Source organism: Methylopila capsulata (assembly GCF_016907975.1).
Classification (GTDB): Bacteria; Pseudomonadota; Alphaproteobacteria; order Rhizobiales; family Methylopilaceae; genus Methylopila; species Methylopila capsulata.
In genome coordinates this window covers 199,333-218,275 of sequence record NZ_JAFBCY010000003.1, presented here as the reverse complement: position 1 = coordinate 218,275, position 18,943 = coordinate 199,333, and the positions used below count along the sequence as shown (strand labels likewise).

Genomic DNA, 18,943 nt, shown 5'->3' with positions numbered 1-18,943 from the left:
CTGGTCGAGAAGCCCCATGATCCGCGCCGTCTCCGTTCTCCGCCGCGCCGCCGTGCGCCCCGAGCGGACCGTGGACGTCGTGACGCTCGATCACGAAGGCCGCCAGCGCCGCCGCATCGCGCTCGCCTGCGAGGGCGGGCTCGACGTGCTGCTCGACCTCGAGAAGCCGATGGCCCTCGAAGACGGCGACGCGCTCACGCTGGAGGACGGACGGCTCGTGCTGGTGAGGGCCGCGGCCCAGCCGCTGCTCGCGATCACCGCCGCGTCGCCGCTCCGCCTTGCGCGGCTCGCCTGGCACGTCGGCAACCGCCACACGCCGGCGGAGATCCGCGAGGATGCGATCTACATCGAGCCGGACCACGTGCTCGCCGACATGGCGCGCGGGCTCGGCGCGACGGTGACGGAGGTGACGCGTCCCTTCACCCCGGAACGCGGCGCCTACCACGCCCACGGCCACGGTTAGATGCTGGCGCGGATCGACGCGGCCGACGCCGGCCTCCTGAAGCTGCTCACCTGGCTGTCGCCGGCCTTCCCGATCGGCGCCTTCTCCTACAGCCACGGGCTGGAGTGGGCGGTCGAGACCGGCGATGTCACGACCCGCCCGGCGCTCGTCGACTGGCTCGACGCGCTGCTCGAGCACGGCGGGCTCGGGTCTGACGCGGTGTTCTTCGCCCGCGCCCACGACGCGGTCTCCGAGGGCGACGCCGCGGGGCTCGTCGCCGTGGCCGAGCTTGCGGCGGCGTTCCAGCCGTCGCGCGAACGGCGGCTCGAGAGCTTCGCGCAAGGGACCGCGTTCCTCACCGCGATCCGCGCCTCGGCGCCGACCTCAGCGCTCGACTTGGCCCGGGGCTGGGACGGTCCGGTCGCCTATCCCGTCGCGGTGGCGCTCGCGAGCGCCGGTCACGGCCTGCCGCGCGATCCCGCGCTCGCCGCTTTCCTGCACGCGGGCGTCGCGAATCTGATCTCGGCGGCGGTGCGGCTGGTGCCGCTGGGCCAGACCGACGGGCTCAAGGCGCTCGCGGCTTTGGAGCCGGCGGTGCTCGCGGCGGCCGCCCGCGCGGCGCGAACGCCGCTCGACGACGTGTCCGGCGCGGCGTTCCGTTCCGACATCGCGTCCATGCGTCACGAAACCCAACGCACGAGGCTGTTCCGCACATGACCGCATCTCCCCACGGCCCCCTGCGCGTCGGCGTCGGCGGTCCGGTCGGCTCCGGCAAGACCGCGCTGATGGACGCGCTCTGCAAAAGCCTGCGCGACCGGGTGAACCTCGCGGCGATCACCAACGACATCTACACCAAGGAGGACGCCGAGTTCCTCACCCGCTCGGGGGCGCTCGCGCCGGAGCGCATCCTCGGCGTCGAGACCGGCGGCTGCCCGCACACCGCGATCCGCGAAGACGCCTCGATCAACCTCGCGGCGGTCGACGACCTCGTGGCGCGATTTCCGGGGCTGGAGCTGATCCTGATCGAGAGCGGCGGCGACAACCTCGCGGCCACCTTCTCGCCCGAGCTCGCCGACCTCACGATCTACGTCATCGACGTCTCGGCCGGCGACAAGATCCCGCGCAAGGGCGGTCCGGGCGTGACGCGCTCCGACCTGCTGGTGATCAACAAGATCGACCTCGCGCCCATGGTCGGCGCCAGCCTCGAGGTGATGGACCGGGACGCGACCGCCCAGCGGCGCGGCAAGCCCTTCGTGTTCGCCAACATGAAGACGGGGCAGGGGCTCGACCGGGTGCTGCGCTTCATCGCGGAGGCCGGCGGGCTCTCCCGCGCCGCGGCGTGAGGGGCGGACGTCAGGCCGCCACGCAGTTGCGGCCGCGGGCTTTCGCCCGGTAGAGCGCGAGGTCGGCGCGAGCCATCGCCGGCGCGAGGTCGGTTTCGTGGATGTCGACCGCGCTGACGCCGACGCTCACCGTCCAGGCCGGAAGGCCTGGCGCGCCGGCCCTCGCCGCGGCCAGCACCTGCTCGGCGAACCGCTGCGTTCTGAGCGGGGTCGCCCGCGGCAGCACCGCCATGAACTCGTCGCCGCCGAGCCGGACCAGCGTCGCGCCCCGGGCGGCGACGCTCAGCGCCATCACCGCCGCGGCGAAGGCCGCCAGCACGGCGTCGCCGGCGGCGTGGCCGTGCTGGTCGTTGATCGCCTTGAACTGGTCGACGTCGATCAGGATGACGGCGGACTGGGCCGCCGCCAGCTCCGACCTCCTGGCGTCAAGCGCGGCGCGGTTCCAGGCGCCGGTGAGCGGATCGCGCAGCGCCGCCTCGCGCAGCGCCTGCTGCGCGCGCTCGCCGGACATGGCGATCAGGCCGACGTACATGGCCACCAGAAGCGCCTGATCCGACAGCAACGCCAGCACCGCGGAGGCCTTCTCGAACCAGCCGGCGTAGAACTGGGCCGCCATGCCGACGAAGTAGCTCGGCAGGTAAGCGAGGATCGCGACGCCTGCGATGCGGCGCCCGATCATGGGCGTCGCCTGGCGCTCGAACAGCAGGGCGAGGCCGGTCATCGTCACGCTGACCGTCAGTCCCAACGCGGCGCCGGTCTCCATCGCGGCCTTGGCGGTCACGCCCGGGATCGGACCGAGAAACGCCGGCGTCGCGTACCCGATGGCGGCGAGCGGCGGCGGCAGCGCCATCCACCACACGACGGGCGTTCGCTCGTCGAACCGCCGCGCGCCCGCGTGCAGCAGCGTGTTGCTGACGGCGACGATGGCGAACAACGCCGCGCCGGGCAGGGGCGAGGCGAGATCCTCCACTGCCGGAAATGTCATCAGGACGCCGGCGTAGACCGCGGAACTCGTGGCCCAGTACAGCAGGTGGCTTTCGCTGGCGCGGCCGCGCCAGAGCGAAAGAAACACCCCGGCGTAGGCGACGCTCGCGACCAGACTGCAAAGGCGGAGCGTGTTGAAGTCGGGCGTCGGAAACATGCGGTCGGGATAGGGGCCGGCGTTAGATCGGCGCATAGTAAAGGACATCGCATTAACGAAGCGCGCGTGTCGCGATGCCGGGCGGTCATCACGCCGTCGTGCATGTGCGGAACCTCCTTCGGCCCGCCACGTTTCCGCCTTGAGTTCCCCTTGCGTCGCGTCGGGGATACGCCGTCGCGCGCCTTGAAAGGCCCTGACATGCTTCCCCACTCCAAAGCCCTTCTGCTGTCCGTCGCATGCCTATCGCTCGCGGCCTGCGGCGAGGAGGCGACGGTCCCCCTGGCGAAGACCTACGGGCCCGATCCGGTGCTCTCCCAGCCGAAGCAGAGCTGGATCCCGACCGTAAAGGTCGCCGACGCCAAGGGTTGGCCCGAGGGCAAGACGCCAAAGGCCGCGCCGGGCTTCACGGTCACGGCGTTCGCCGAAGGGCTCGACCATCCGCGCTGGCTCTACAAGCTGCCGAACGGCGACATCCTCGTCGCGGAGTCGAACGCGCCGCCGAAGGACGAGGGCGCCGGGCAGAAGGGCCTGTTCGCCCGGGCCAAGGACGCGGTCGCGGGCCTCGTCAAGAGCCAGGCCGGCGCAGGCGTCGAGAGCCCCAACAAGATCATGCTGCTGCGCGACGCGGACGGCGACGGCAAGGCCGAGGTGAAGACGGTCTTCATGAAGGACCTGATGTCGCCCTTCGGCATGGCGCTGGTCGGCGACCGGCTCTACGTGGCGAACGCCGACGCGCTGGTGGCGGTGCAGTACGCGGAAGGCGCGACCGAGATCACGGCCAAGCCGGAGAAGGTCGTGGACCTGCCGGGCGGCCCGATCAACCACCACTGGACCAAGAACGTCATCGCCTCGAAGGACGGGGCGAAGCTCTACGTGACGGTCGGCTCGAACTCGAACGTCGCCGAGAACGGCATGGAGCATGAGACCAACCGCGCGGCGATCCTCGAGGTCGATCCCGCGGCCAAGACCTCGCGTCTGTTCGCCTCCGGTCTTCGCAACCCCAACGGCCTCGCCTGGAACCCGGAGGACGGCCGTCTCTGGACCGCCGTCAACGAGCGCGACGAGATCGGCTCCGACCTCGTGCCGGACTACATGACCTCGGTGCAGGACGGCGGCTTCTACGGCTGGCCCTACAGCTGGTATGGCCAGCACGTGGACGAGCGGGTGCAGCCGCAGCAGCCGGCGCTGGTCGCCAAGGCGATCAAGCCGGACTACGCGCTCGGGCCGCACACCGCCTCGCTCGGCCTCGCCTTCGTCGAGGGGACGGCGCTGCCGGAGGCCTTCCGCAACGGCGCCTTCGTCGGGCAGCACGGGTCGTGGAACCGCAACCCGCCGTCGGGCTACAAGGTGATCTTCGTGCCGTTCTCGGGCGGAAAGCCCGCCGGCGAACCCAAGGACGTGCTGACCGAGTTCATGACCGACGGCACGGCCTGGGGCCGCCCGGTCGGCGTGGCCTTCGACAAGGCCGGCGCGCTGCTGGTGGCCGACGACGTCGGCGACAAGGTGTGGCGCGTGACGGCCGGGGCCGCGACCGCCTCCCGGTAACGGTCGGCCTCCCACGCCGCCGCTCTCGTTCAAAGGCCGCGCGTCCCACTGGACGCGCGGCCTTCGTCGTTTCGGGGCCCCGTCAGACGATGACGCGGCGGTAGAGATGCCAGGTCGCGTGCCCGAGGATCGGAAGCACCAGGATCAGCCCCATCAGCAGCGGCAGCGACCCGAGCACGAGCAGGGCCGCCACCAGCGCGCCCCAGGCGAGCATGGGAACCGGGTTCTTCGCCACCGCGCGCACCGAGGCGCCGACGGCGGTGCGGACGCGGAGCTTGCGGTCGAGCAGCAGCGGGAACGAGATCACGCTGATCGACAGCGCCGCGAGCGCGAACAGGAAGCCGGCGCCGCAGCCGTAGAGGATGAGCTCCCCGCCGCGACGGGTGCCGAGCACGTCTTCCGCGAAGGCGCGGAGCGAGGTCGGCGTCTCCCATCCATAGATGCTCGCGTAGATCGCCATCGCCGTCAGCAGCCAGGCCGCGAACAGCGCGGTGAGGATCAGCCCGAGCCGGAGGATCGCGCCGCCCGAGGGGGTGGCGAAGGCGCCCATCGCTGCTTCCCATGTGGCGATCTCGCCCGCCTCGCGGCGCCGGCTGAGCTCGTAGAGACCAAGCGCCAGGAACGGTCCCATCAGCGCGAAGCCCGCGGTCAGCGGGAACAGCAGCGGGATCATGTTCTCGTGCAGCGTCATCGCCCAGAGCATGAGGCCCGCGAGCGGGTAGATCAGGCCGATGAACAGCACGTCGGTGCGCGCCGCGAGGAAGTCGTCGAGCCCGAGGCGGAGCGCGATCCCGAGATCGCCGAGGCCGATCCTGCGCACGCGCGGCCGCGTGGTCTCGCACTCCGTCGCGGGCCGTCGCAGGCTGTGGTTGGCGGCCCCGAAGGCCTCGACGCTTTCGCCCAGTCCGTCGACGCCCCATTGCAGGGGATTCCGGATAGCTCCGGTCATGTTCGTACCCTCCCTGACGTTGTGTCGGGAGCCGCTGCGTGTGAGCAAGCCGAACGTGACAGTTGATCAGAAGTCACGAACGCGCCGCGAACTCCCTTTGGATCGAAGGCTACGCCCGATGACTTCAGGCGTCAGCAGAAATCGCGCGGGCGCCCCGCGCGCCGCGACGTTGGCGCGGGGCTCTCGCTGCGCTATCTCGGCGATCGGTTCCGAACCGGCGGCGCACGCGCGCGGCCGGCCGCCGTCTGGAGACGCCCGCCGATGTCCTACGCCCTGATCGACCCCAAGACCCTCGTCGTGCTCATCACCGGGGCGACCTCCGGCTTCGGCGAGGCGCTGGCGCGCCGCTACGTGGCGGAGGGCGCCAAGGTGGTGGCGACGGGCCGGCGCGTCGAGCGGCTCGACGCGCTCAAGGCCGAGCTCGGCGACGCGCTGCACGTCGCGGCCCTCGACGTCCGTGATCTCCCGGCGACCGAAGCGCTGCTCGAAGGCCTGCCGGAGGCGTTCAGGAACGTCAACGTGGTGATCGCCAACGCCGGCCTCGCGCTCGGCCTCGGCCCGGCGCAGACCGCGGACATTGCGGACTGGCATACGATGATCGACACCAACGTCACCGGCTTCGTGAACACCGTGCGGGCTTCGTTGCCGGGCCTGATCGCGCGCGACGGCGGCCACATCGTCACCATCGGCTCGGTCGCGGGCGACTACCCCTATCCGGGCGGCAACGTCTATGCCGGCACCAAGGCCTTCGTGAAGCAGTTCGCGCTCGCGCTGCGCTCCGACGTGCAGGGCAAGAAGGTCCGCGTCACCAACATCGAGCCCGGCATGGTCGAGACCGAATTCTCGCTCACCCGGTTCAAGGGCGACGTCGACAAGGCGTCGAACGTCTACGCCGGGATGGAGGGGATGACGGCGGACGACGTCGCCGAGACGATCTTCTGGACGACGACGCTGCCGCGCCACGTCAACATCAACCGGCTGCAGGTCATGCCGACGCAGCAGGCCTTCTCCGCCTTCGACGTCAACCGGGGTTGACCGGGGGCGGGATGGGCGTGCTGCGGCGGCTCGCCCGTCTCGTGACGCCGGCGATGCTGATCGCCGCGCTGCCGCTCGCGCTGGCGATGACCGCCGCGGCAGGTCTGTCCTGGCGCTACAATCAGGCGGTGCGGGACCAGCGCGACCTCGTCGTCCACACCTACCGCGTGCTGCTCGCGATCGACCGGCTGCTGTCGGTGCTCCAGGACGCCGAGACCGGCCAGCGCGGCTACGTGATCACAGGCGACCGCGGCTACCTCCGGCCCTACGAGGCGGCCGTGGCGGCGGAGCCCGCGGCCTTGGCGGCGCTGGGCGATCTCGTCGCCGACAGCGCCGAGCAGAGCGAACGGTTGGCGGCGGCGACGCGCGTCTCCGCGCGCAAGCTCGAGGAGTTGGCCCGCACGACGGACCTGCGCGCGACCGAGGGCTACGACGCCGCGCGAGCGGCGGTCGCGACCGACGACGGCAAGCGCACCATGGACGAGCTTCGCGCCATCGTCGGCGCCATGGACCGCGCCGAACGCGACCTGCTGGCGCGCCGGTCGCAGGAGACGGCGCGGATCGAGCGGGCGATCGTCTGGATTGCGGCGCTCGGCGCCGCGCTCTCGCTCGCGGGGCGCGTCGCCGCCACCCTGCTTGTCGCGGCCTGGCGCCGGCGTCAGCTGAGGCGCGCGGGGGAGGCTCGCAAGGCCGCTGGTCCACACTCCATGAACGAGCCATGATCGGCTTGTTCGCTGTTTGAAGTGATCAATCAACCAATCCTAAGAGCGTTCAGGCTATCCTGCCGCGGGTATGTGCAGAAGGGTCGCTCGCTCCATGGTGGGATCCGGGGCTAAACGCGCGGTCGATATCGTAGCGCTCACGTGCGTCTACGGCGGTCTTGCGTACGCCACGTTGGTGTTTGGACGCCAGATGGGCGTCGCCGTGGTGTGGCCCGCCACGGCCGTCGCCATCGGCATGCTCATCGTTTGGGGTCGCCCCCGCCCATGGCCGGAGGTCTGCGCCATCGGCCTCGCCAACGCGTCCGTCCATTACGCGCTCGACGGGGAGCTGCTTTTCTCGGCCGTGCACGGCGTCGCGAATGGGCTGACCGTGCTGACGACCTGCATCGGCCTGCGCTGGACGAAGGTCGGGACAGGGGCTCACTCCACGGTGCGCAAGGTGGTGCGCCTGTTCTTCGTCGCCGCCGCCGCGCCGATTCCGGGAGCGCTGATCGGCGGCGTCGCGACGGCGTCGGTCCAGGCGGCCGCCGACCCGCTTCACGCAACGGTGGCCTGGTGGCTGGTGGAGGCGGTGAACTTCATCCTGCTGGTGCCGCCGTTCCTGTTCTGGCGCCTCCGGCGGGAGCGGCTCGCCGCCCGGCTCGGCGGGTGGGGGACCCGGCGGAAGGACACGCGCCGTCGTCGGCTGCGCAGGCTTGAGCTCGGCGCGGCGTCCATCGCGCTCGCCGTCGCCGGCGTGCTCGTGCCGATCACGGGCGAATTAGCGCTGATCGAACTGAGCGCGACCGTGCTGCTGTGGTTCGCGCTGCGCTTCGGCGCGTTCGCGACCGCGCTCACCGCGACCATTTTCGCCGTCTGCGTCACCGGCGCGGCGTTTTTCGACTTCTGGCCCGACGTGACGGACCTGAACCGCTCCTCGGTCCTGCTGCCGCTTCAAGCAATGCTGGCGCTCACCACCGTTCCCGCGCTGCTGGTCGCCGTCATCATGTCGGAGCGCCGGCGAGAGCTCGCGGCGCTGGATCGGGACGCCCAGCGTCTGGCCTTCGCGCTCGAAGGCGCGAACGACGGTCTTTGGGATTGGCACGTGCCGATGGGCGAGGGGTTCTTCAGCCCCAGAGCGTGCCGGATGTTCGGCTACGAGCCGGCGGAGTTCGCCCGCGCGAGCGCCTGGGACGCGCTGGTCCACCCCGACGATCTCGCGAAGGCGCGGGCGGCCTTCGGCGCCCATGCGGCGGGCCAGACCGCGTTCTACGAAGCGGAGATGCGGTGTCGCCACAAGACCGGCGACTGGGTCTGGGTGCTCGATCGCGGCAAGATTGTCCAGCGTGACGCGCAGGGCCATGCGGTGCGCGCGGTCGGCACCCTCACGGACATTTCCGAGCGCAAGAACCTCGAGCAGGCGCTCGAGCATCTCGCGACCCACGACCCTCTCACCGGCCTCGCCAACCGCGGCGTGTTCGAACGGGGGCTCCTGCGCTCCTCCGCGCGGCTCGACCGCATGGGGGGGCGCATCGCGGTGGTGCTCATCGACCTCGATCACTTCAAGCAGGTGAACGACACCTTCGGCCACGCCGCCGGCGACGCGCTGCTTCAGGAAACGGCGATCCGCCTGCGCACCTCCGCCCGCGCCGACGACCTCGTCGCGCGCCTCGGCGGCGACGAGTTCGCGATCATCGCCTCCGGCCAGACGGCGGCGGAGTTCGACACATTGGCGGAGCGCCTCTGCGCAGTGCTCGCGGAGCCCGTCTTCGGCGTCGGCTTCGAGGTGACGCCGAGCGTTTCGATCGGCGTGGCGGTCGCGGGCGTCGGGGCGCAGGTCGACGACGATCTCGTGGTCCGCGCCGACCGGGCGCTCTACGCGGCGAAGAAGGCGGGCCGCGGCACGTGGCGCTTCTTCGGCGCGGCGGGACGGGTCGCCTGAAGCCCCGTCAGCTGACGAAGCCGAGCGTCTCGACCGCCAGACCGTTGTCCTCGAGCCGCTCGACGGCCGCCGTGAAGTAGGGCTCGTCGGACGGGGCCGCGACGATCAGGACGCCGAAAGGGTCGCCGCTCAGCGCCCCCATCGAGCCCGCGACGATGCCGAGGTCGAAGCCGAGCTCCCGCGCAACATGGGTGAGGACGGGCCGCGTCGCGGCGGGGCCTTCGAAGCCGAGGCGAAGCAGCGCCTTGCCCTGCGGCGAGGGAGAGGTCTTGAGCTTTCCCCGAAGGAACGGCGGGAGAGCGGCGCCGGGGGCTGCGGCCGCGAACCGGCGCGTCACCCGGTGCTCGGGTCGTGAGAAGATGCGCGAGGTGCGGCCGGTCTCGACCACCCGGCCCTGATCGATGACGACGACGGCGCCGGCGAGCGTCGTCACGGCCGCCATGTCGTGGGTCGCAAGCAGCACGGTCGCGCCGCGCTCCTCGCTCGCCCGCGTCACAGCGGCGAGCAGTTCCTGGGCGCTGTCGGGATCGAGGGCGGAGGTAGGCTCGTCGAGCAGGAGCACGTCGCGTCCGCCGGAGAGGGCGCGCGCGAGCGCCGCGCGCCGACGTTCGCCGGTGGCGAGCTCGCCGGGCCGCCGGTTTCGCTCGTCGTCGAGGCCGGCGTAGTGGAGCGCCTGTTCGATCTCGCGCGCGATTTCCGGCTCCGGCCGGCCGGAGCGGCGGAGCGGCGCGGCCAGGTTTTCGGCGAGGGTCAGGTCGGGATCCAGGGCGGCGTGCGGCGCGAGCACCCCAACGGACGGCGCGGCGCCGCCCGAGGCGACGATCTCCACGCGGCCCGCAGTCGGGCGCTCGCGGCCTTCCGCGAGCCGCAGCAGCGACGACTTTCCGGCGCCCGAGGGACCGATGACCGCGACCACGCCGCCGCGCGGCACCGAGAAGCTGACGCCGTCGAGCGCGACGATCTCCGCGCCGTCGCTGGCGCGGTAGGTCAGGCGCACGTCCTCGAACAGGATGTGGTCCGACGGAACGACGACCGAGGGCTCGGGCGCCGCGGCGAGCGGCGCAGCGCGGAGAGGAACGTTCATGGCGGGCCTCGAGGCCGGCGTTCGCGCCGGCGACATGCATTCTAGAGGAGACGCGGCGCGCGGCGACAGCGCCTTACGACGTACTCGTCAACAGCATCCGCGTTTCGACGGGGTCGTCATTCGGCGTGTCCCCGGTCGTCGTCCGGAAGGCGCAGGAGCCGGCGCTACGCGTTGGCGAAGCGACGACGCTTCGCGCGATGCGGCCGTTAGCCGGCACCATGCCCGCCGCGTCGAAAAAGGTCAATCGAAAATCATATAGATTTTGTAGATTGTAACTACGATCATTTGGAATTCGGCGATAGACCCCAGGGGCTCCCCGCGAAGAGCCGCGCCGTCGTTGACGCCGGCCTGAAGTCGCGTAAGCTAGGCGTCCGCTTCCCCGGCCGTCTTCTCGATCTCTCCAAGTCCCGCGTGTCGCTCCCCAGCATGTCGCCTCGCTTCAACCCCGTCTTCGCTGACCTGCCCGTCACCGTGTTCGAAACCATGTCCCGGCTCGCGCGGGAGACCGGCGCGATCAACCTCGGCCAGGGCTTTCCCGACGGCCCCGGTCCCGCCGACGTGCGGGCGAAGGCGGCGGAAGCCGTTGTCGACGGCTGGAACCAGTACCCGCCGATGATGGGGCTGACGGAGCTGCGCGCCGCCGCCGCCGCCCATTATGCCCGCTGGCAGGGGCTCGATCTCGATCCCGATGCGGAGGTGATGGTGACCTCGGGCGCGACCGAAGCGCTCGCCGGCGCGCTGTTCGCGCTGGTCGAGCCCGGCGACGAGGTCGTGCTGCTGCAGCCGATGTACGACGCCTATCTGCCGCTCGCGCTGCGGGCCGGCGCGACGCCGCGGTTCGTGAAGCTCTCGCCGCCGGACTGGCGGCTGGACGAGGCCGCGCTGAAAGCCGCCATCGGCCCGCGCACGAAGGCCGTGTTGCTGAACAACCCGCTCAACCCCGCGGGCGCCGTCTATGGCCGCGAGACGCTGGAGGCGGTGGCCCGCGCGGTGGAGGGGACGGACGTGGTGGTGATCTCGGACGAGGTCTGGGAGCACGTCACCTTCGACGGCGCGGCCCACGTCTCCGCGCTCGGCGTCGAAGGGCTCAAAGACCGCACGGTGAAGATCGGCTCGGCCGGCAAGATCTTCGCGATGACCGGCTGGAAGGTCGGCCTCGTCTGCGCGCCCCCGCCGCTGATGGGCGCGCTGTCGAAGGCTCACCAGTATCTCACCTTCACCACCCCGCCCAACCTGCAGGCCGCAGTGGCCTATGGGCTGGGCAAGGAGGACGCGTGGTTCCACGCCATGCGGGCGGGGCTGCAGGCCAAGCGCGACCGGTTCGCGGAGGGCCTCGCGAGCGCCGGCTTCAAAGCCCTTCCGACGCAGGGAACCTACTTCCTCAACATCGACCTCGCGCCGCTCGGCGTGACCGACGACGTCGCCTTCTGCGCGCGGCTGGCGCGCGAGGGCGGGGTGGTCGCGATTCCCCTCTCGGCGTTCTACGCCGAGGACAAGGTGACGACCGTCGCCCGGTTCTGCTTCGCCAAGGATGACGCGGTGCTCGACGCCGCGCTGGAGCGGCTCGGTCGATTTTTGCGGTGACGGGTCTCTCCGCGCGGGGCGATGGCCCTCGGCGTTAGTCGCGGTCGTCGAGAGCGCGGGCGCAGAGCACATCCACGAGGGTGACGCCGACCACGACCGCGAAGGCCGCGATCGCGGCCTTGCGCTTCGGGTTGTCGCGGCCGAGCGCGGGCGCGATCGTCGCGATGTCCATCGCGTCGCCGGCGACGCGCGCCCAGATCCACAGCGAGCGTCCGCGGCCCCGCCGCCAGCCGAACAGGCCCGCGCCGGTCGCCATTTCGCGGGCGCCGAAGCCCTTCAGGAACTGGTGGTTCGCCGACAGGCCGAGCGAGCGCGACAGCCGGCCCGGGGCGGCCAGTTCCACCGCCGCGAGGGCGAGGGTCAGCCAGCCGAGCGCCGTGGAGGCGATCTCCGCGTCGCGGCGCGACGGGGTGGGGATGAGAGCGGCCATCGTCGGGTCCTCTGGGCGGAAGCGGGTCGCGTTTCGACGTGGGGCGCGGAAGCCGCCCGTCCAGCCCGCCGCCCGACGGGGTCCTGTGAAAACGCAGAACGCCTGGGCGCGAGCCCAGGCGTTCTGGTTCGAGCGGAGGGGGCCTCTCAGGCGGCGCGCACGCCCGCCAGGAAGGTCTGCACCTCGTGGCGCAGCGTCTCCGACTGGGTCGCGAGTTCGGATGCGGCGGAGAGCACCTGGCTCGCCCCGGCGCCGGTCTCGTCGGCGGCGCGGGAGACGCCGGCGATGTTGGCCGTGACCTCGCCCGCTCCGACGGAGGCCTGGGAGACCGCCTTGACGATCTCCTGCGTCGCCGCCCCTTGCTCCTCGACGGCGGAGGCGATCGCGGTCGCCGTCTCGCTGATGTCGCGGATCGTCCCCGAGATGGCCTCGATCGCCTTCACCGCGCGCCCGGTCGTGAGCTGGACGCCGGAGATCTGCTGGCCGATCTCCGCCGTCGCCTTGGCCGTCTGGTTGGCGAGCTCCTTGACCTCGGCCGCCACGACCGCGAAGCCGCGGCCGGCTTCGCCCGCGCGCGCCGCCTCGATGGTGGCGTTCAGCGCCAGCAGGTTGGTCTGCGCGGCGATGTCGGAGATCATCGCGACGATGCCGTCGATGCGGGCCGCGGCCTCCGACAGCTCGGAGACGATCGCCGCGGTCTGCTCGGTCTCGCCCACCGCCGAGTGCGACATGTGGGCGGAGCGTTCGACCTGCCGGCCGATCTCGCTGACCGAGGCGCCGAGCTGCTCGGCGGACGCCGCGACCGAGGTGACGTTGGCGGCGGCCTCCTCGGCTCCCGAGGCGACGACGGCGGATTGCGAGGAGGTCTGCTGGGCGGTCGCGGTGAGCTGCTGGGCTGTCGCCTGCATCTCGGTCGCGGCGGAGGACACCATGTTGACCACGCCGCCGATCGCCTTCTCGAAGTCGTCTGCGAGCTTCATCGACGTGCGCTTGCGCTCCTGCGCCGCAGCGTCCGCCGCGATGCGCTGACGCTCCGCGTCCTCGGCGGCTTTTGTCGCCACCATCTCGCGAATGCCCTCGACTGCGCGTCCGACCGCGCCGATCTCGTCGCCGCGACGTGCCTCGTCGATCGACGCGCCGACATCTCCGCGGGCCATCCGCTGCAGCACGTCCACGAGACGGCCGAGCGGCTTCGTGATGCTCAAGACGACCATCACAGCGATGGCGAAGCCCGCAAGCACGCCGGCTCCGCTCACCGAGATCAGCGTCCAGCGGGTGGAGTTCGTCTGAGCGTTCAACCTGTCGGAGCCCTCGTCGACATAGGCCGCGATGTCGTCGCCCAGCTTCGTGGACGACTGCGTGAGCTCCTCGAAGACCGGATCTACCTCGCGATGCACCATGTTAAGCGCGTCCTGGGTTTGATCCGTGCGCGATAGCTCCCAAGCCTTCGTCAGTCTCGTCGAGAACAGATCGAAGTTCTTCTGAAGATCGTCCACCCTTCCTGCAAACGACGGAGCCTGGTCGCGGATGCTCGTCAGAATCTGGGCGCCGAGCGCCTTGGCGGCCGCGAAACGGGCCTCCGCGGCCGTGACCTGCGCCGTTTCCGTCTCGGCGATGGCGCGATAGAGCGCGTAGTTCATCTCGAAGACGGCGCGATTCACCCGGCGGGCCGAAGAGGCCGCCTTGGTTTCCTGGGCGATGAAGGCGCGGTAGCTGTCGTCGATCGACGTCATCTGCGACGCCGCAAACCATATGCAGCCAGCGATCACGGCGCCGATCAGGGCGATGACGGCCGTCAACTTATAAAGAATATTTACTTTCGCCAGCATGGAATTTGCCTGTCTACGGACATCTCTTAAGCGCGATAATCTGTCCGTAAACAGTTAATAAGTCCGTGTATCCAAGTATTATTGTCGTACGACAATGCAGCGGCTATCCCGTCTGCGGGGTCAGCACGCGGACGCCGCCGGCCCGGCATTTCGCCGCGAACTCGGGCGGCGGCGCGCCGTCGGACACGATCGCGTCGACAGCCGAGAGCTGGCAGACCTTTACCGGGGCCTCGCGGCCGAATTTGGTGGCGTCCGCGATGATCCAGGTCTCCTGCGCCTGCTGCAGGGCCGCGCGGGCGAACTCGGCCTCGAACAGATGGAAATCGCCGAGTTCGCCGCCGAGCGTGATGCCGCCGACCGAGATGAAGGCGTAGCGCACCTGGAACTGCCGGACGAACTCGATCGCGGAGGGGCCGATCGCCGAGCCGTCTTCGCCCGAGAGCTCGCCGCCGGCGAAGAACACCCGGTTGCCGTTCCGCGAGGCCAGGCGATAGGCGATCTGGACCGAATGGGTGACGACCGTCAGGCGGGAGTGCGAGGCGAGCGCATCGGCGACGTAGGCGGAGGTCGTGCCGTTGTCGAGGATCAGGCTGTCGCCGTCGCGGACCCGATCGCGCACGATGCGGGCGAGGGCCCACTTGGCCTCGTGGTTCACCTGCATGCGTCGCTGGAACGGCGGCTCGTCCACCGCTTCCGGCAGCATGACGCCGCCATGGAAGCGCAGCAGGGCGCCGTCGTCGATCAGCGGCTGGACGTTGCGCCGGATCGTCTCGGTAGAGACCGCGAGCCGCACGGCGAGCTCGGCGATGCTGAAGCTGCCGTTCGCCCGGACGGCCTGCAGGATGTCGTTCTGGCGCTTCAGCGACATTGCAGGTCTCGCGGGGCTCTGAGCGGGGCGACGCTTTCCCCAGAACCTAGGCGCAAAGCCTCGTCGCCGACAGCCAAAACGTCGTACCGGGCGCCGGATTGCGTGGCGATGCGCGGGTTCAGCCGGCCATGGCCTCAAACTCGGCGTGCGCCCGCTCGAACCGCGCCAGGTTTTCGGCGGTGTAGGCGCGGTAGTCGAAGTCGATCCTCGACTCGCTCTCGGAGACCATGCTCCACAGCGCCTCGCGCAGCAGCGAGGCGACGAGCATCGCCTGCAGCCGCAGCCGCAGGCGGTCGTCGGGCGCGCGCCCGTAGTAGATCGCGAGCAGTTCGTCGCGCTGCGCCGGGCTGAAGCCGTTGTTGGAGGCGAGGCCGCCGAGGTCGAACAGCGGCGTGTTGAAGCCGCCGTAGTCCCAGTCGATCAGCCAGAGCCGTTCGCCGTCGTCGAGGAAGTTGCCGGGCAGCAGGTCGTTGTGGCCGAAGACGATCTCGGTGGGTCCGAGCGTCGCCTCGAGCCGCTCGGCGACGGCCGCGTAGCGGGGGAGATCGCCCGCCAGCCGGTGGGCGCGGTTGCGCAGGGCGTGGACGTAGGAGCGCAGGATGTGGAAGGTCCAGAAGGCCAGCGCCGGCCCGCGGATCTCGCGCGTCACCTCCCGGTGGGCGCGGTGGACCAGCTCGGCCACCCGCGGCAGGTGGTCCCGCACGTCCTGTTCGGTGAAGGTGCGGGCCTCGATGTAGTCGATGACGATCAGGCCCGGCTCGAAATGGCGCAGCGCGGGCGAGACGCCGGCGCGCTCCGCCGCCAGCGCCGCCGCGCGCTCGTTGAAGCGCATGACGTTGTGCGCCGGGATGTCCTCGCCGAGCCGCACCACGAAGCGTGCGCCGCCGTCCTCCACCATGAAGTTGCTGTTGGTGATGCCGCCCGCGAGCGGCTGCGGGTCGACCTTGCCCGTCCACAGCGGCAGCGCGCGGATGCGGTCGAGCGCGGTCGTCGTCACGCGGCGAGCCCCGTGCGCCGGCGCAGGCGTTCGGCGGCCGCCGAGATCAGCCGGTCGGCCACCATGCCGATGAAGGCGACGCAGACGCCGGCGACCAGCCCGCGGCCGACGTCGGCTTTCGACAGCGCCATGTAAGTCTCCTGGCCCAGATCGCGCGTGCCGACGAGCGCGGTGATCACGAGCATGGACAAGGCCAGCATGATCGTCTGGTTGAGGCCAAGCAGAATGTCGGGCGCCGCCAGCGGCAGGCGGATGCGGGTGAGCAGCTGCCGGCGGCTGCAGCCGGTCATCTGGCCCGCCTCGATCAGCGCGACGGGTACGCGGCGCACGCCGTGGGCGGTGTAGCGGATCGCCGGCGCGACGGCGTAGAGCACGATCGCGATCAGCGCGGTGAAGTCGCCGACCCGGAACAGCATCACGATCGGGATCAGGTAGATGAAGGCCGGCAGCGTCTGCAGCGTGTCGATGACGGCTTCGACCACGCGCCACAGCCGAGGGCGATTGGCGGCGGCCACGCCGATCGGCACGCCGATCGCGAGGGAGATGACCACCGCGACCCCGCAGAGGTAGACGGTCAGCATCGAGGTCTGCCACAGGCCGACGACCGCCAGGAACAGCGTCATCGCGCCGGTGGTCAGCGCCAGCCGGAGTCCGCCGAGCCGCCAGCCGGCGAGCGTGACCAGCGCCACGACCCAGGGCCAGGGCAGGGCGAGCATGAAGCGCTTCACGGGCGTCAGCACATTGACGAGCGCCGCGGTGCGGATCGCGTCCAGCACGCTGAAGAAGTTGACGTTGATCCAGCTGACGAGCTGGCTCCAGTACGGCGCGGTGGAGAGCTTCCAGCCGTTGGGGTAGAGCGCGATCTCCGGCCAGACCGCCGCGGCGATCCAGAGACCGAGCGCGGCGACGAGCGCGGCCCTCACCGCGAGACGCCGGCCGCCCGCCCCGGCGCCGTCTTCCTTCGCCACGCGCTCGGCGCGCTGCGCCATCCCCTGCGCGAAGCGGTCGAGCAGCACGGCGAGCACCGTGATGGCGAGGCCCGCCTCCAGCCCGCCGCCGATGTCGAGCCGCCGCAGCGCCGCCAGCACGTCCCAGCCGAGGCCGCCGGCGCCGATCATCGAGGCGATGATGACGACGTTGAGCGAGAGCATGATCACCTGGTTCACGCCCACCATCAGCGCCGGCAGCGCGCTCGGCACGAGCATCTTCCAGGTGATCTGGCGCCGGGTGCAGCCGGACATGATCCCGAGCTCGCGGATCTCCACCGGGACGGCGCGGATCGCGACGATCGTCACCCGCACCATCGGGGGCAGGGCGTAGATCACCGTCGCGACCATCGCGGAGGCGGGGCCGAAGCCGAACAGGATCAGCATCGGCAGCAGGTAGGCGAAGACCGGCATGGTCTGCGCCATGTCAAGCAGCGGCGACATCAGCCGCTCGAGCGTTCGCCAGCGGACGCAGGCGAGGCCGATCAGCAGGCCGCTGGCCGCCCCGATCACGCTCGCGACCAGCACCGAGGCGAGCGTGATCATGGCGCTCGCCCACTGGCCGAAGACGGCGAGATACAGCAGCCCGGCCGCCATGCCGAAGGCGAGCCTGCGCCCGCCGACGGCGTAGGCCGCGGCGGAGCTCGCCAGGATCATCGCGAACCACGGGATCGGCGGCGCGATGGTCGTCGCGCTCGCGCCCGCGCCCTGCACGACGCCGGTCGCGAGCACCGCCTTCGCCGCGAACAGCACCGCGTCGAGCGCGCTCGCGACGCCGCGGGTGAGGTCGCGCACGGTGAACAGGCCGAGTGACGCGGTCTCCATCAGCCATTTCATGAAGGCCGAGATCCACGCCGGCAGCGGCGCCTGCCATGCAAGCGGGTATTTCCACGCCCAGGCCGGCAGCGCGCTCGTCGGCAGCGAGACGAGGACCGCGGTGACGAGGACGAGCGCCAGCGGAACGGCGAAGCGCAGCAGGGGGACGCCCGCACGCGGCGCCGGCGCCGGATGCGTCGCGGCGGCGACGCTCATGCCGCGGCGGCCTTCCGCTCGCGGCCGACCAGAACGTCGATCATCGCGAGCCGGTCGACCACCCCGATCACCGCGCCGCCGTCGACCACGGCGAAGGGCCGGTCGGCGGCCTCGACCTCGTGGGCGAAGGAGGCGATGCGCGCGCGGGCCTCGACGCGGCCGGCGAAATCGGCCCCGGACGGCGCGGGGGCCATCACGGCGCGCGCGGTCAGGATCTTGGCGCGCGGCGCCTCCTGGGTGAAGGCGCGGACGTAGTCGGTCGCGGGGTGGAGCACGAGCTCCTCGGCCGTGCCGATCTGCTCGATGCGCCCATCCTTCATGATGGCGATGCGATCCGCGATGCGCACCGCCTCATCGAAGTCGTGGGTGATGAAGACGATCGTCTTCTTGAGCAGGCCCTGCAGCCGCAGCACCTCGTCCTGCATCTCGCGGCGGATCAGCGGATCGAGCGCCGAGAACGGCTCGTCGAGGAACCAGAGGTCGGGCTTCACCGCGAGCGAGCGGGCGATGCCGACCCGCTGCTGCTGGCCGCCGGAGAGCTCGCGCGGGAAGCGGCCCTCGCGGCCGGAGAGGCCGACGAGCCGGATCATCTCCAGCGCCTTGGCCTCGCGCTCCGCCTTCCTCACGCCCTGCACGTCGAGCGGGAAGGCCACGTTGCCGAGCACGGTAAGATGCGGCAGCAGCGCGAAGTTCTGGAACACCATGCCCATCTGGTGCCGGCGGATCTGCAGGAGGTCGCCCTCGGCCATCGCGTTGAGGTTCTTGCCTTCGAACAGCACTTCCCCGGCGCTCGGGGGCGTGAGGGCGGAGAGGCAGCGGACCAGCGTGGACTTGCCCGATCCCGACAGCCCCATGATCACGAAGGTTTCGCCGCGGGCGATCTCGAGGTCGACGTCGCGGACGGCGGAGACGACGCCCGCGGCCGAAAGCTCCTCCGGCGCGCCGGCGAAACGCCCGTCGCGAACGAAGCGCGAGGCCTTGGCTCCGTAGAGCTTGGCGACGCCTCTGCAGGCGAGGATGGGGTGGCTCATCGAC

The 18,943-nt window shown here is 71.0% G+C and carries 17 protein-coding genes; 8 read left to right on the top strand and 9 right to left on the bottom strand.

Annotated elements, in window-relative coordinates; genetic code table 11:
• Positions 1 to 16: 16 nt before the first annotated feature.
• The 3 genes from JOD31_RS12290 to ureG are packed head-to-tail and all read left to right on the top strand — an operon-like array spanning position 17 to position 1,785.
• Positions 17 to 463, top strand: a complete 447-nt coding sequence (locus tag JOD31_RS12290; RefSeq protein WP_204950645.1) for an urease accessory protein UreE — start codon at positions 17 to 19, stop codon at positions 461 to 463.
• Positions 464 to 1,159: an urease accessory protein UreF gene (locus JOD31_RS12285; RefSeq protein ID WP_204950644.1), complete on the top strand. Its 696-nt coding sequence runs from the start codon at positions 464 to 466 to the stop codon at positions 1,157 to 1,159. It abuts the gene before it with no gap.
• Positions 1,156 to 1,785, top strand: coding sequence for an urease accessory protein UreG (gene ureG, locus JOD31_RS12280; protein ID WP_020186042.1), 630 nt, complete (start codon positions 1,156 to 1,158; stop codon positions 1,783 to 1,785). Before JOD31_RS12285 ends, ureG begins: the two co-directional genes overlap by 4 nt.
• Before the next feature lie 10 nt (positions 1,786 to 1,795).
• Here ureG and JOD31_RS12275 read toward each other — a convergent pair whose 3' ends face one another.
• Positions 1,796 to 2,962 carry a GGDEF domain-containing protein gene (locus JOD31_RS12275; RefSeq protein WP_204950643.1) on the bottom strand — a complete coding sequence of 389 codons (1,167 nt, stop codon included), beginning with the start codon at positions 2,960 to 2,962 and terminating at the stop codon, positions 1,796 to 1,798.
• A gap of 162 nt (positions 2,963 to 3,124) precedes the next feature.
• Between JOD31_RS12275 and JOD31_RS12270 the strand changes: the two genes are divergently transcribed.
• The gene (locus tag JOD31_RS12270) at positions 3,125 to 4,471 is read left to right on the top strand and encodes a PQQ-dependent sugar dehydrogenase (protein WP_204950642.1); all 1,347 of its coding nucleotides are present in this window, start codon (positions 3,125 to 3,127) and stop codon (positions 4,469 to 4,471) included.
• Positions 4,472 to 4,553: 82 nt separating this feature from the next.
• On the opposite strand, the gene JOD31_RS12265 is transcribed toward JOD31_RS12270, so the two are convergent.
• A complete protein-coding gene (locus JOD31_RS12265) occupies positions 4,554 to 5,420 on the bottom strand; it encodes a DUF2189 domain-containing protein (RefSeq protein ID WP_204950641.1) in 867 nt (288 codons plus the stop codon).
• Positions 5,421 to 5,681: 261 nt separating this feature from the next.
• Here JOD31_RS12265 and JOD31_RS12260 point away from each other — a divergent pair, with 261 nt between their 5' ends.
• From JOD31_RS12260 to JOD31_RS12250, 3 genes are all read left to right on the top strand, one after another.
• A complete protein-coding gene (locus JOD31_RS12260) occupies positions 5,682 to 6,455 on the top strand; it encodes an SDR family NAD(P)-dependent oxidoreductase (protein ID WP_204950640.1) in 774 nt (257 codons plus the stop codon).
• Positions 6,452 to 7,177: a CHASE3 domain-containing protein gene (locus tag JOD31_RS12255; RefSeq protein ID WP_204950639.1), complete on the top strand. Its 726-nt coding sequence runs from the start codon at positions 6,452 to 6,454 to the stop codon at positions 7,175 to 7,177. Before JOD31_RS12260 ends, JOD31_RS12255 begins: the two co-directional genes overlap by 4 nt.
• Positions 7,178 to 7,367: 190 nt before the next feature.
• Positions 7,368 to 9,098 (top strand): diguanylate cyclase, encoded by a 1,731-nt coding sequence (locus tag JOD31_RS12250; protein ID WP_204950638.1) that lies wholly within the window; start codon positions 7,368 to 7,370, stop codon positions 9,096 to 9,098.
• 7 nt (positions 9,099 to 9,105) lie between these two features.
• Here the strand turns inward: JOD31_RS12250 and JOD31_RS12245 are convergent, their stop codons facing one another.
• Positions 9,106 to 10,182, bottom strand: coding sequence for an ATP-binding cassette domain-containing protein (locus tag JOD31_RS12245; RefSeq protein WP_204950637.1), 1,077 nt, complete (start codon positions 10,180 to 10,182; stop codon positions 9,106 to 9,108).
• A 426-nt stretch (positions 10,183 to 10,608) separates the two neighbouring features.
• On the opposite strand from JOD31_RS12245, the gene JOD31_RS12240 reads away from it, so the two are divergent.
• The gene (locus tag JOD31_RS12240; RefSeq protein ID WP_204950636.1) at positions 10,609 to 11,766 is read left to right on the top strand and encodes an aminotransferase; all 1,158 of its coding nucleotides are present in this window, start codon (positions 10,609 to 10,611) and stop codon (positions 11,764 to 11,766) included.
• 34 nt (positions 11,767 to 11,800) lie between these two features.
• Here JOD31_RS12240 and JOD31_RS12235 read toward each other — a convergent pair whose 3' ends face one another.
• The 6 genes from JOD31_RS12235 to JOD31_RS12210 form a co-directional block, all read right to left on the bottom strand.
• Positions 11,801 to 12,196 (bottom strand): hypothetical protein, encoded by a 396-nt coding sequence (locus tag JOD31_RS12235; protein ID WP_204950635.1) that lies wholly within the window; start codon positions 12,194 to 12,196, stop codon positions 11,801 to 11,803.
• Between the two features lie 146 nt (positions 12,197 to 12,342).
• On the bottom strand, positions 12,343 to 13,929 hold the full coding sequence (locus JOD31_RS12230; RefSeq protein ID WP_309299050.1) for a methyl-accepting chemotaxis protein: 1,587 nt from the start codon (positions 13,927 to 13,929) through the stop codon (positions 12,343 to 12,345).
• 199 nt (positions 13,930 to 14,128) lie between these two features.
• Positions 14,129 to 14,893, bottom strand: coding sequence for a DeoR/GlpR family DNA-binding transcription regulator (locus tag JOD31_RS12225; RefSeq protein WP_204950633.1), 765 nt, complete (start codon positions 14,891 to 14,893; stop codon positions 14,129 to 14,131).
• A 118-nt stretch (positions 14,894 to 15,011) separates the two neighbouring features.
• Complete coding sequence (locus tag JOD31_RS12220; RefSeq protein ID WP_204950632.1) at positions 15,012 to 15,890, bottom strand: choline kinase family protein; 879 nt, start codon at positions 15,888 to 15,890, stop codon at positions 15,012 to 15,014.
• The gene (locus JOD31_RS12215; protein WP_204950631.1) at positions 15,887 to 17,908 is read right to left on the bottom strand and encodes an ABC transporter permease; all 2,022 of its coding nucleotides are present in this window, start codon (positions 17,906 to 17,908) and stop codon (positions 15,887 to 15,889) included. Before JOD31_RS12215 ends, JOD31_RS12220 begins: the two co-directional genes overlap by 4 nt.
• Positions 17,905 to 18,939, bottom strand: coding sequence for a quaternary amine ABC transporter ATP-binding protein (locus JOD31_RS12210; RefSeq protein ID WP_204950630.1), 1,035 nt, complete (start codon positions 18,937 to 18,939; stop codon positions 17,905 to 17,907). Before JOD31_RS12210 ends, JOD31_RS12215 begins: the two co-directional genes overlap by 4 nt.
• Positions 18,940 to 18,943 lie beyond the last annotated feature (4 nt).